Annotated in this window: 12 protein-coding genes; all 12 read right to left on the bottom strand. The window is 37.9% G+C overall.

Going from position 1 to position 13,984, the window contains the following annotated elements; genetic code table 11:
• Positions 1-298 precede the first annotated feature (298 nt).
• On the bottom strand, positions 299-2,395 hold the full coding sequence (locus HPK16_RS04940) for a MarR family winged helix-turn-helix transcriptional regulator (protein WP_181675896.1): 2,097 nt from the start codon (positions 2,393-2,395) through the stop codon (positions 299-301).
• A gap of 98 nt (positions 2,396-2,493) precedes the next feature.
• Positions 2,494-2,745, bottom strand: a complete 252-nt coding sequence (locus HPK16_RS04935; protein WP_181675895.1) for a hypothetical protein — start codon at positions 2,743-2,745, stop codon at positions 2,494-2,496.
• Between the two features lie 6 nt (positions 2,746-2,751).
• Entirely contained in the window at positions 2,752-4,233 is a 1,482-nt protein-coding gene (locus tag HPK16_RS04930; protein ID WP_181675894.1) for a T7SS effector LXG polymorphic toxin, read from the bottom strand.
• Entirely contained in the window at positions 4,230-4,592 is a 363-nt protein-coding gene (locus tag HPK16_RS04925; RefSeq protein WP_181675893.1) for a DUF3958 family protein, read from the bottom strand. The genes HPK16_RS04930 and HPK16_RS04925 overlap by 4 nt, the downstream gene beginning before the upstream one ends.
• A 10-nt stretch (positions 4,593-4,602) precedes the next feature.
• A complete protein-coding gene (locus HPK16_RS04920) occupies positions 4,603-4,899 on the bottom strand; it encodes a TIGR04197 family type VII secretion effector (RefSeq protein ID WP_181675892.1) in 297 nt (98 codons plus the stop codon).
• A gap of 129 nt (positions 4,900-5,028) precedes the next feature.
• Positions 5,029-8,637: an AAA domain-containing protein gene (locus HPK16_RS04915; protein ID WP_181675891.1), complete on the bottom strand. Its 3,609-nt coding sequence runs from the start codon at positions 8,635-8,637 to the stop codon at positions 5,029-5,031.
• A gap of 384 nt (positions 8,638-9,021) precedes the next feature.
• Positions 9,022-9,729, bottom strand: a complete 708-nt coding sequence (locus tag HPK16_RS04910) for a DNA alkylation repair protein (RefSeq protein WP_181675890.1) — start codon at positions 9,727-9,729, stop codon at positions 9,022-9,024.
• A 177-nt stretch (positions 9,730-9,906) separates the two neighbouring features.
• Positions 9,907-10,299 carry a nuclear transport factor 2 family protein gene (locus HPK16_RS04905; protein ID WP_181675889.1) on the bottom strand — a complete coding sequence of 131 codons (393 nt, stop codon included), beginning with the start codon at positions 10,297-10,299 and terminating at the stop codon, positions 9,907-9,909.
• A gap of 267 nt (positions 10,300-10,566) precedes the next feature.
• Positions 10,567-10,806 carry a hypothetical protein gene (locus HPK16_RS04900; RefSeq protein ID WP_181675888.1) on the bottom strand — a complete coding sequence of 80 codons (240 nt, stop codon included), beginning with the start codon at positions 10,804-10,806 and terminating at the stop codon, positions 10,567-10,569.
• 657 nt (positions 10,807-11,463) lie between these two features.
• Positions 11,464-11,928 (bottom strand): MarR family winged helix-turn-helix transcriptional regulator, encoded by a 465-nt coding sequence (locus HPK16_RS04895; protein WP_181675887.1) that lies wholly within the window; start codon positions 11,926-11,928, stop codon positions 11,464-11,466.
• Positions 11,921-12,340, bottom strand: a complete 420-nt coding sequence (locus HPK16_RS04890; protein ID WP_181675886.1) for an SRPBCC family protein — start codon at positions 12,338-12,340, stop codon at positions 11,921-11,923. Before HPK16_RS04890 ends, HPK16_RS04895 begins: the two co-directional genes overlap by 8 nt.
• Before the next feature lie 236 nt (positions 12,341-12,576).
• Entirely contained in the window at positions 12,577-13,962 is a 1,386-nt protein-coding gene (locus tag HPK16_RS04885; RefSeq protein ID WP_181675885.1) for a glycoside-pentoside-hexuronide (GPH):cation symporter, read from the bottom strand.
• Positions 13,963-13,984: the final 22 nt, after the last annotated feature.

The following is a 13,984-nucleotide window of genomic DNA, read 5'->3' as shown; positions in this document are numbered from 1 at the left end:
TTGGGCTTTGTTTTGGTAACCTAGAATGTCCTTATTGGGTCATAAAACCTGGTAAAGAATCTACAATATTAAGCAACCTATCTGAGATGTCTACAAGTGCATTTAGTATAAAAATCTGGATTATTAAGAACACTACCATACAGATAATGATGGCAATTTTGAAATATAGATCATTCTTATTCATGAGTTCTTCTCCCTTATTAGTAATCACTTATCTATATAGGGAGTATAACACAGCTTAATACGGAAAGTTATATTTTTCATAGTCATACAATGCGACAACCGTTATATCACCTGCCTATACCAAGATATCTGCGCTTAGATTGTATCGTTGTATCGCCAACTCAGTAACCTTGTAGATTTTTCTTTTCTTAGAATCAATTAAACCTTCCTCTTTTTCTATCAACTGTTTTTGTTCCAATTTCTTTGTCAGCGAATTCACCATTTGATATGAGCAATCTAATTCCCCTGCAACAGTACTTGCATATGGATTACTCAAAGTATTTATCACATTTAATGCATCATATTCTGATTCTGGCAATTGATATTCTTCAGGTATTGTTATTTTAGGTAGCCCTTCCTCAAATAACAATACTTCTTTAAATGTCGAAGGTTCTCTACACCCTTTAAAGCACAACATTTCAACCATTTCTACCTTTCTATAATTACTTAAATCATAACGCTGCTTACAGTTGTTACATTCATATTCTTTATAATTTCTCATAAAACCTAAGAGTAGTGAATTATAATTAAACTGTCTATCTATATAATACTTTCTATATTTAGAGTCCCCTTTTGGCCTACCATAATCAATATTATTTTCGGCGCAAAGTCCGTAATTTAAAGAATAAATGCTACTTTTCACACCGTCTTTATCTGACTGTTCGAAGTATTTATTCACAACATAATTTAACTCTAAGGTATTAAAAAAGTGTTCTTCCTCTTTGCTGATATAAAAGTGACTACTTGGGATAGTTTTTAATCCTTTAAACATCTGCAAATCTGTTTTAGCTAGCTCTCGCTTCTTTTTTCTAGATTCATCAACTATAGAATTAGTCAGTAACTTTTGCCCGAATCGATCTAGTCTGCTTTCATATGACTCTAGCACCATTGTTCCTTTATCAAAAAACGGATTAATTTTTGCTTCATAATAATGCTTTGAAGCTTGGAGAATTATCTGTCTATTAATTAAATTTCCATAAACCAAACTCTTATCATAAGCATACTCTAATAAATTACCTAGTATACGAGGAATATTCATAGATGCAAAAAAAAGTTGCTCTAAATAATCCTCCCAAGTGTTATCACTATCGATGTTAAAGAAAATTTCTGGCTTACAATCTAAATAGTAGATAAATCGCTTATTTAGCAGTTTATTTAAAAACCCTTGTGCTTTCTCTTCAATTTCACTGAGATCGGGCTTCGCACCCTTGTAAAGATCATAGTGATCCAAATATATCTCGTCAATTTTACTTCTATCGATTTCTCCATAGTAAATTCTCTCTGGGTAACAAGCGACCTTAAATCTAAAATACTTATCTGACCAATTGTTCAATGGAGCTAAAATGACATTCACAAACACTTTTTGTGCAGTTTCCCCCAATTCTGAAAAATCATCTAAGAACAGGAATATTTTTTTTATATTTAAATCTGAAAGTGTCTCTTTTATATCTTCCATATATTCAGTGATAGAAAAATCACGTACCATAGCGGATGAAGTCTTTCTAATAAATTCATTTTCATCTTGATATTGCTTATCAAAATTTCCGCCAGCAGTAATATTTGGTAAGCCTCGATTTAGGCTTATTTGAGCCCCACTTGACTCGCCTTCAACACTCTTTTCTCGTTCCTTTACTTCCACAGAATCACTTGTTGTAATTGTCACATCTCTAAATTCTGGTTTCAGTAGTGCATTTTTTATATCCTTCAGTCTCCCTTTAGCCTTTGTATACTTTCCAGCCCCAATCATTTTTCTTAATACTGTTTTCTTCTCTAAGCTTGTGTTTATTTCCTTAATAATTTCTTTTAATACTTCGGATATAAAATTTTGTTCTAATATCATTTCATCTGCTTTATTATTTGTTTCGGATCCCATCCCTGTCGTTTTACCATGCAAACTTTTCACATCTATATATACAGATAACTGTCCTTTATCTTCTCGCAATGTTTCCTGTGCATACGAAAAGATTGTCGATTTCCCCGTTCCTCTCCTACCAATCAAAAAAGTTGTTTCATCATGTAATACCTTAGATAGAACTCCTGTTTGAGGTAATGGATCTTCATATAAAGCCTTTATAGCGTTCTCATTTCCCTCTAATATTTCAGCCCTCTGTGCTTTTTTCATTGAATTTGTTAGTTTCTTAAAATTATCCAACTGCTCTTCAGTAAATGCCATCACACACACTCCTAATATTTTTTTCTAACAAATAACTAGAATCTCAATAATATCAATTCTCTTACCAATCACGAAAGTGTCGATTTATACCAACATTTTCATTTTTCCACAGACATCCTCTCTGGAAATTTCCCATCCTCTCTTGCTACAACCCGCACTATCCTCTCAGCAGCCCAACGTTCATATGCTTCATTCGATATGTTGTCATCGTCCACTTTTTCCGCTATCTCAAATTTTCTAGTCTTTTTATCAAACTCAATTTCCCCTAACTTATCCTCATTCGGTCCAAATTTATACACTACTTTTTTATCATTTTCCATTTCTTTTATCATCATTACGTAAACCGCCATAATTTCTCACTCCTTAAACGGGTCCCATATTCTTCCCGATTTAATTGTTTTATCATGTGCTGTTCGATAATCTGTTTTAAAAATACCTTCAAACTTAGATTCGAATAACTCATGCTCTAACAAATTCATATCGTTTTTGGTGTACGTGCCCTTCTCTAATCTTCCCCAAGCATCTGCAATCTCAATATCACTATCAAATCGGCCGATACCGCTATCTTTTTTATGCTCTTTCAAGAAGACATGATCTTTAATTTTTTGCACTTTCCATTCGGACCACTCTGTATTCTTCGCAATTATTGATACATCTGCCTTATTAGCCCTTATACTATCATATCGTGCATCTACTTTATCTAGATTTCTTAAATACTCTTCAAAATCTAAATCTCTACCACCGGTTTCCGCATAATTCTTAACATTCTTCTTAGCAATACTCAGCTCATTACTAGTCAATTTAATATTTTTAGGTACAGTTAATCCATTTTTTAATACTACTGAGCTCAACTCAGTAGATTTGATAACTTTCCCGACTTTTCCAAATGGAACAATACTCAGCAATGTGAAGCCCGCCGCAATCGTTTGTTCAGAACCTTGTAGCTTATTTTGAGTAATTGGATCAAATCCTGTTTTCCATCGATACGCATCAAACACCGGCGTCACCATATCTATCAAAAATATCGCATTCTCCATACCCGCCAAATAATGCGCTTGTTGCCATTTCGCGTTATCATACGTCGCTTTACCGTCCAACTTCCCGTCCTTCGTCACAAATCCCGCAAGATTCCCTTCCGGCACCACCGGCAACGGCCCATCTTCCGCAAGCTTAATCATGCGCGCCGTCTCCGCATCTTTCAACCCTTGCGCAATCGCTTTTTCCCGTGCTGCCCATTGTTCCTGCAACACCGAGCTCCACGTCATATTCATCCCCATCAGGCTAAACGTCCCAGTTCCCACCTGAAATCCCTTATCTTTCCCAATCTCAGCCAAGCCCCGCACCACGTTTGCCGCCAAATCTGTCGCACGCTCAAACGAAGTCGCCGTTTCTGCATCAAACCTATACAGCGCCTCTAACTTCTCTTGCAATTTCTGCCTCAAATCCACAAATATCGGTGTAATCAGCGCCATTCCAACCACGTTATTGCTTAACTTTTCCATGTCCTGAATCTGCCCATCCAACTGCCGAATCTGGTTCCTAACCTGATCCTCAATCACATCCACCGTCGCAACTTCACCTTGAAAATCCCGCGGAATCGCCTCATTTTGCCGTATCAATTCCTCGCACAAACAAATCATGCCCTGCGCCAATGGCCGATACGTCGCGACAAAATACCCTTTTGCGCTGTCATATGTCTTTCCCTGCAACTCCTGCTCAAACGCGAATTCGTTCACAACCCGCATCACGTCTTCCATCGCCGCAATCGTCTCTCGGTAAAACGCAACCATGCTCTCCGTCTGTGCTTTCACCTCGCCTACAAACACATTCAAACTCACGCCCACTCACCACCTAACGCCAATTTCCGGCGAGCCTCATAATAATCCGATTCCCTCTCCAATAACATCCGTTTCTCCCGTTCCATCCGCGCCCGCTCCTCCGCAAGCCCGTCCATCACTTGAAACCGCCTCCGACTATAACCATCGCGCTGATCATCCAAAAACCGTGCCATTTCAGGGTCCTGGTGCCACACACTGCCAAGCTCCTGAAACAGCCGATCACCTTGCCTATGTACATAATCGACCTCATCCTGCAACCGCTCATGGCGCCGCAACTCCCGCTCATTCGCAAACTGGTCATCCCCCAAATTGCGCAACCGCTGATTCCACCGATCCATCTCTTTATCCGCCTCATTCATCTCCGCTGCCTCACTTTCCTAACCCCTGCAAATTTGAAAAATCCCGTCCAACTTCCCGATCCACCCGCTCAAATTCCCGCGCCACCGACCGAATATGAGCGATATCATTCTGAAAACTCTGCCCAAACTGCGTCACCATTTTTTTCATTTGATCCACACTATGCGCCGCCTCCTGATTCACCCGAACCGTTGTCCGACTTGCCTTTTGAATTGGCTTCGAGCTCGCATGACGCACACGATCCCCCACATGTCCCATCGAAGTTGCGATTTTGTTTGCGCTACCAATATTACTCTGTATCTCACTCATTGAAAGACCTCCAATATCTACCTTCATTATATGCAATAATTTCCTAGATGTACAGCCAAAAAAGCCACACAAATGTTGCGTGACTTTTTCCTTTTCTAACATTCACTTTCCATTAATCCACTTTTCAATCTAAACCTTGGCGAGCGACCCAACACGTTCAGCGGAACTGTACTCAGCTATATTCCTTTGAATCAATGCAACAGACTGATTTTGCCTCCAAAGGGTCTCATCTCCAATAACATAAAGCCTATACTTTGCTCTTGTCACAGCAACATTAACAATATTATCATTCACCCAATTTACAGCACCTTTAGCTGTTGCATCACATCCAAGCAAGAAAATAACCTCATTAGCTTCCTTTCCTTGAAAACGATGAACTGTACCACAATTATTATTCAGCCAACTGTCCAAGTCATCTTTTCCAAGCGACTTCAACACATCTGACTTACTGGCATGTTGTATAAATCCTGTGATTACACTAGAAAATGGTGATATAACAAATATATCTGCACACCCACTTTGCTTTTCAAAAGCTCGTTCAATAATTTTTAATGCTTCTGATGCTTGTTCATCAACATGATGATTTTTGTTTCCCCGCTCTTTCCCTAAAATGTTTAACCATCTAGACTGCCTGTATACTAGCTTATCTGCAACTTCTTGCTTTGGCTCTATCGTCTTGCACAACATAGTATTATCATAGGAAAGCTGATTAGAAATATGAAACATAGGATTTAAGCAACGTCTGTGTATCAACAATGGGCATCCTACCCAATCGTCCTCTTCTCTTTCACTTGATGGTAAGTATGCGCCTACTCTATTAATATTGTCTGCAAAGCTTTGAACGGAAATGGTTCTGTCCTTGTAATTGACTAGCTCCTCGTCCGCAAATAACTCCATCAACATTCTTATATCATCTGTTACAATCGGCTCTACTTGTTTAGGGTCACCAACAATAATCGCTTTTTTAAATCGCCATAGAGCCCCAGCAGCCATTTGTGGTGTTGCTTGGCCTGCTTCATCTACAATAAGCTGACCCATACTATCAGGTTCTTCAATATTCGCTAAAAATCGACTAACAGATGCAAACGTCGTTGAGATAACAGGTGTAATCAAAAAAATCGTGTTTAACAGATGAATATAAGCACTTTTTTTATCCTTTATCGAAAAATGACAATTCTCTTTTTCACTGTTTTTTTCAAATTGCCAAAGATATCCTAAATTGATAAGGTTTTCCCGTACACATTGTGAGGATAAAATAAAGTATTTATTGACTTGCAGTGCCCTATAAAAAAGCTTTTCTCGTTCTCGATTATAGCAATCTGATATCCATGGATTCGATAGTTGTACCGATAATCTGGCTTCTTCATCCTGAGAATGAAGTTGATTGAAAAATTCTGCATCAACAACCATACTTAGATTTGTTTTTAGATTCTTCATTTCAGCCTGGAAGATTTCTTTTATCTCCACCTTACTTTGGTTCAGTGCACGAATATTTTCTAAATTTCTCTGGATGTCATTGAAATATCGTTGGGCAACTTTTTCTTCTTGACGCCTCTTTTCTACGCTATTTTTCAGTCGGTCCTCGGCTATTGTTAGTTCTAACTCTTTTAATTTTATTTGTTTTCGTTGCTTTGATTCTTTTATATCTATATCATGTTTTACTTTGTTGCTTTTTGCTATCTCATTCTTTTTTTCTTGGATTTCTGTCATTCTCTGTGACTTGATCCATTTCCCTAGTAATATCTCATGAGGTTTTCTTTTGTCTTCTAATTCCATAACTATACTTTTCTGAAGTTCTAACTCCCTTAGTATTCGTTCTTGTTCTCCCTTAATACTCTTCCAATTGGACTCTTCATTTTGGATCTGTTTTTTCATCAATAAACACTGGCACTGATTTGAAGCCACTTGTTCTTGAATTGTAGCGCTATTTTTTTTAGATATAGCAAGCCTTGATTCGACGTTTTCAATGTGTTGGCTACACTTCCTTTTTTGTAACTCAACATCTTTTAGCGCCTCTTCATTACGCTCACTGATTCTACTACTTTTTGATAATGCTTGTTGTATTTTTTCCACTCGTTTGTATTGCTCTATAAAATCTGTCTTGGCACAATCGAACTCTATTCTGTTTGCCATCTTATGTTTTTTAATATGCTTCATTATCGGTTTCATAACTTTAAAATAGTAATTATTTAAATTCGCCCTTTTCCCAAGTGGTGCTGATATTAATCCCCATTCTGAAAAGACTTCTACCTCTTGTAAATCATCTCGGCTATTCTTTAAGTGATGTGCCAATGAGCTGAAATATATATCTTTTTTTGTTGCTTCATATTCCTTTGATGTACCCTTTGAATCAAAACTAGTATATTTAAAGGTAAGCTTTTTATGATCCTTAGCTTGATTGAATAAATCGTTAATTTCCTCCATACCCTCCGCATCCAGTGAACTAACTACTCCTTTATAGTTTGGTAATTCTTTTGTAATATTTTCAACTGCTGCATTATTAGAGGACGTCACTAACATATTATAATCTGCTATTTTTGGCTCTTTCAAGGAATGGTACTTATTTATGTCCTTGTCGTACCCTTTATTCACCTTATTCCCATCATTGAATTTCTTTGGTATAAACGCATCATCTGCCTTACTATATTTTGTTAACATAAGCGCTCTTTCTACAACATTATGCGCTACGATTTCTTTTAAAAGTGTTGTTTTCCCTGTACCTGGTGGACCATTTACAGAAAAGCATTTAGACTTATTATCTAGATAAAGGTTTATCGCTATTTGCTGCATCAACGCTGGTGCAAACTTAGAAGGCCATTTCCCCATTGGTGTATAGATAGGATCAAGGTATTCCGCGATTAGATTATTATTTTCTCGGATGTTATATCTTTTAGATTTGATTTCTTCTAAGTTGCCTTTGTTATGTAAGATTGTGATATATTCGAGAAAGCCGCTAGTACTAATATTATTCTGTAAATTATGCAATATCATTTCATAATCTTTTTGAAAAAAACCTGTCATTAATTCACTGATATCTTCGAGGGTGTCATCCTTTTTCTCAAATTCCTCCCTAGTTTTAAAACATGTGTATATAAGTGTTCCTTCAAAAGGCACCTTAGCATCTGGCATATTTATACGTACAAATACGCGGCATATATAGTTATGGATGCTCTCTAAAACCGATTGATCTACAACTATATCTTCCTTATCTTTAAAAAATATTTCTTCAATTGTGTCCATCGTCTTTTGGTACGCATCTAAACTTAATTGCGTCTTTATAGTATTTGGATATTTGCAACAAATTGCAAGCCCCCATAGTAATGGTGAGACTCTAAAAGAGCTTTTTGTATACGTACCTTCTGAGTTTACCTTTAGTGAAAATAAGCATATCTTTTCATTAGTTTTTTCAACCGATTCTTTTTCTGTAAACTTTTGAAAAAATGTATCTATTATCGATTGTCTATCAATTTTCCCAACTAAAACATGAATACTAGAGCCTGTGATTGGAAATTGATTAGTTAAATTCCCTTCATTTCTCAATATCACTTTTATATCTTCTGCCAAGGGGATTCGCTCATATAAAGTTATCATTTTTGAGCGCAATTTCTCACCTTTAGATACCTTCATTCTAAGCTCACGATCTGATTTGGATTGTATCGGGAAAGCCTTTTGATTGAGAAATTCTATCAAACGCCAATACTCTATGATATTACTTGCTGCAATATTTGATTCTTTCATTTAGACATCTCCTTTAGATTATATAAAAACTACCTTCCTCCATTATATTCAATATATTTCCACATGTACACCCCCTCCCTTAGTAACATGTACATGATGTTACGTACTATAGCTAAATTGGTAGTTTCATATAAGTCCTGGTTCTCGTGCTACTCAGAAAGCCTAGGAAAAAATAAGACGCAACCAGCAAACCCTGATCGCGCCATCCTACTCACATAACCCTCGCCCTCAAAACCCCACCCCTCCGAGCAATCCTAATTTATCACTTTTTCCCCATGTTCGATATGCACCGTCCGAAAAGGAAACATAAAAAAGCCCAGTAACCAATTACATAGCAATCCGTTTCCTGAGCTTTTAAAAGACGTCATGTTCACAGGCCTATATCTAACAAATAGCGCGCTTTCGTTTCTTCCCGACGCGATCTTTTTCAATCACTTTTTCGATGTAACCCGTTGCTAGCGGAACCTTACATGAAGTATCACCCATATCTACATGAATTTGGCCGATATTCTTTGCAACAGAAATCGCTTTTTCAAGTAATGGCGGATAGTAAGTTCCAACACAGATGACAAATTGATTCATCGTATATTTAACACTATTTTGGGCAGCATGAATATTCTTTTCAACCTGTTCTAAAAGCTCCAGCACCTCCGTTTCGTTAATTTCCTCATTCGGCGCAAGTGATAAATAATTAGCGTAACAGCTCCATCCAGTGTCCTCGATTTGTTCTTCACCAGACGCCATCCAAATTTGTGCGAGTTCCGTTGCATATGACGTTTCCGCTGCAAGGCTCGCTACGATAGCTTCATTTATGGCAGTACAATTCGCAGTTTCTGCCCAGTTAAGCAGCTCTTCTTTGGTGACTTCTTTCGGATTAATCGTTAGGCCAGCTAAATACTGAGCATCATAGTTCCCAGTTGCAAAAAGCTCCAGCGAGACATCCTGATCCTTTATTTTCTTAACTAGAAATTTCTTCATATCCCCAATTTTAACACCGAAAATAGGCTCGTTCGCACCATGTTTGCAAAGGGTCTTTTTCGTTTGCTCAGAACCGAGAGATTCGAGTTGCTGCATCACTTCATTTGTATTCATGTGGTTCTCCTTTTTGGACTTATTATTTTATAGTATAGCCATTTTCTCACCAACGCCCATATCATTAGTATACTATAATTTTGAGACTTTCAAAAAAAAGCGGAGAGCCTAAATGATTAAGGCGATTCTCCACTTCATTTTCTAGCTATTTCTAGTGTTAAGAACAGGCCGTTCCCCTCAACTCCAAAAAACATCCTCGATCGCCTGCTCGGAAGAAAATAACCATACTTCTTGAATTTGACCATTTTCTATCTTGAATAAGTCCATACCATTCATATCTAATTTGTCCCCATTACTATGTTCCGCAACAAAAGTAACATTTGCCGCAACGAAACAATCATTACTTGAAACCCAGTTAGTTATAACCTTAAATGTGCCATTGCTTTTTTCTGCAAATTTCCCAAGATGTTGACCCAAAGCCTGTTTCCCAACAATTACTCCAGAAAGCGGGCTATTTCCTGGTTGATGCCATATTATATCATCAGCCATTGTTTCAAAAACTCCTTCAAAATCTCCTTGGATTAGTGCCTCATTGTAAGCGTTGAATACACTCATTGCATCTTTATTCATAACGACAGTCCTTTCATTTGTATTGGGACAATATGCTACTTCCCTTACTGCAGACTTCTCTTTTCGCGCCATTCTACTATTGCCACTTAAGCATCCATCTACGTTAGTCAAGATATAAATCCGCGACTGAAGGCTCCCATAAAAAATGATTCACCACCATTGTAACCGCATTCACCCTCGCTGTCAATTATTAGAAAACACTGGAAGAAATACTATACATTATATGACACATCGTATATTTTGAAATACAGAAAGAGCCTCACTTTTTCAGCGCGTCCTTTCTGTATATTTGCCTTGTTCGTTTCTATTCTTCATTTTTTTGACTCGTCTCTTAGCCTGTAACAACATCAAAATAGTATAAAATATCATTCCATAAATTGCTGATCCTATAAAATCACGATTTACCATATATTCTATCAAAATACCTAGCACACTACTTGCAGCAACTGCTATCAAGACACTCCGATAAGGATGCTCATCATACAAATGATTCAATTTCTTAAACAATATCCTCACCTCCATTAGCCATTGTAGTATACCACATAACCCCATTTCGTGTATTCGCAAAAAAATAATTTCTATTTACTCCTTATCCGCATCATCACTCTTTTTCTTAAAATAAGGCCGTGTTCGCGATATTTTTGTCGCAATCGTCTCATCATACGTGCTCGCATAAACCGAATAAATGATGCCGCCGCGACGTAACCTTCTGGATGCTCAATCTGTGCCACCGTAATGCCGCGAGTGGTTACAAATATTTCGAAAACGGTTTTCACTGGACGAAAAAATAGTATCGTGCATTTCAGTATAGCTTGTACGTTTTCATTTTCATGAAATTCTTAGATTTCCTTCCTTTTGTTTTCATCTATTTTCTGTAATATAGTATTTGTAAACACGATAGCTTTTACGTTTCCCCCCTTTTTCGTAATTGACTATCCTATCCTTTTTCAAGCTAGTTCCCCTGCTAGCTTGTTTTTTTTGCGCTCATAGAAAACTATTAAATAGACAAAAAGCAAACGTATTTCAAAATTGAATAGGAGTTGCTCATGCTAGGCCAACCGAAAAACACGCCTTTTCAGACGTGTCTCGATATCGAAAAAATGCCATTACGGACGCTTATTTCGCATGTAGCTGTCCTAATTCTTGATACAAAACCGAAAATACTTAACTCTCCTCTATATTCCTGTCAATCAATTTTAATAACAAAGTGTTAAACTCCTGTTGTTCTGTTTCTAAACTACCAAAGAAATCATTATCCACACCCTCGACTAAGGGGAGTGCCTTAGACAAGGCTACACGTCCATCTTCTGTAAATTTAATTGACTTTGCTCGAGTATCAGTTGGTGACTCTTGACGAATTAATAACTGCGCCTGCTCTAACTTCCTAATGATTGTAGATACTGTCATTGCGTCTATATCAGCTTGTTTTGCGATATCGGCTTGTGATATTTCTTGATCCATTTGGCTAAGATACCCCAATGATGCTAATACCGTGAACTGCGGATGAGTTAAATTCACACGCCTTAGCTCATCTTTTACTGATTTATGCCACAGATTATAAACTTTTATAAATGATAATCCGGTTGACTCATTGGGTTTAGACCGAAATTCAGATGGGAAACTATCCATTAGCAATCTCTATAAGCGAAAAAACAGATTTAGGTACTGCGGCAAATACGCGTGAAATAAGGGCCGAATCTTCAAATGTAGCCTCTCTATTAAGCGGAACAAATTCAACAGAATGTTTCACTACTGTTTTACTCTCAACCTTAGAAAGTTCATGACTGAAGTAGATTTCTCCAATTGTTGGAATCACTGTCTTATTAGTAAATTCTTTATTAACTATAACAGAAGTTAATACAAATGGCGTCTGTGGTCTCCCAACTAGTTTCATTGTGCCACTTGTACCTGTTTTAAATCCACTTTCTAAAACTATCTCTTCTAAATCTGCTTCCCACGAGAACCATTTATTCACATCCTCGTATAAACCCCAAATTTGTTCCATGCTTGCCTCGGTTTTTAATTCAAAGCTAAATTTCATTATAGTAACCTTCCCCCTTTTTGATAAGTACACTTATATTATATACACTTATTAATTAGATGTCAATAACCAATCAGGGACACGTACAAAAAAAGCATAAAAACCGCCCTTTACTCCTAGATATATTGTCTGATTCGGCGTTTTAACCAACCATTTATTAATGTAGCTATCGCAGTCGTCTTCATAGCGCATCAAAAACAAACGCAACCAGAAAATTTCTGATTGCGCCTATTCGTTTATTCTTCACTCTTCAATTTCGCGTTACGTTCCGCCAACTCTACAAGATACATCTTCTCCTGCTTATCGGCTTTATAGAACATCAACGCTATCGCTGCAATCGCGAAGCCGACAATCGGAATCCAAATAAAGTTGAACTCAATCGCATGAAGCGCGCTTGTAGATTGAACTTTATTCGCTTGGTAACCACCTGCTGCCAAAATTCCTGCCGTCATCGCGCCGCCAATTCCCATTCCGAATTTCGCGCCGAAGCTCGATGCAGAAGTCAGCAAACCTTGTGCTCTCACGCCGCTTTTCCACTCGCCATAATCGACAGTATCCGCGAGCATAACCGAAAGCAATCCAGAGATAAAGCCAGTTCCGAATGCGTTAATCACAACGCCGACAATGATAATCGGCACGCTCAAGCTATACGCCCCAATGCCCATAACCGCTTGTCCAATAATCGCCAGAACAAGTCCGCCAACCATCGTGTTTCGTTTGCCCAATCGTCCAGCCACAGCCGGCGTCATCAGCAATGTCAAAAGTGACCCAAATGCAAGCGCCATAATCATCGGCACCAAATCTTCACGTCCCAAGTTATACTTGAAAAAGTAAATCGTCGTTTGGTTTTTCATCGTCATAGCCATCCAATAAATGAAGTTCATCAAAATCATAATCGCCCATGGCCAGTTGCGCTTAATCGCCTGGATACTATCTTTCACACGCACAACTTTTTGTCTGTTCTCAATCCGTTCTTTCGTATTGAAGAAAGTATTGAGCAATAATACCACAGCCACGATTGAAAAAATCAAAATCGTGAGGAAAAAGCCTTTTTGGTCGTCACCTTTTCCAAGTGCCGCTACGATTGGTAAAGTGAATACGGTTACAATGATTTGTCCTAGCGTTCCACCGAATTGGCGAATCGTTCCGAGTACTGTTCTTTCTTGTGGATTATTCGTCAAACTTGGCAAAATCGATGTGATTGGCAAATTCACGCATGAATATAAAATACCTACTAAAATATATGTGATATAAGCCCATGCCAATTTTCCAGCGTCGTCAAAGCCTGGTGTCGTAAACGTTAGTACGCACATGAGGCCAAATGGAACCGCGAACCATAGGAAGAATGGTCGACTTTTGCCCCAACGTGTATTGGTACGATCGATGAAAATCCCGATAATCGGTCCATCAAATGCATCGATGACACGCGCAACTAGAAATAGTGTTCCTACTGCCGCAGCGCTTAGTCCGTATACATCTGTATAGAAAAACATTAAATAGGTCGAAATAACTTGAAATGCTAGATTACATGCTGTATCGCTTAAACCATAACTAATTCGTTCTTTCCATGGCACCATTGCTTTCAATGGCTGTTCCGTCGATATTCTTCCTGTTGCTTCCATATATTTTCCCACCTTTTTAGTA

Source organism: Paenilisteria rustica (genome assembly GCF_013820765.1).
GTDB lineage: Bacteria > Bacillota > Bacilli > Lactobacillales > Listeriaceae > Listeria_A > Listeria_A rustica.
This window is presented reverse-complemented; position numbering and strand designations above follow the sequence as displayed.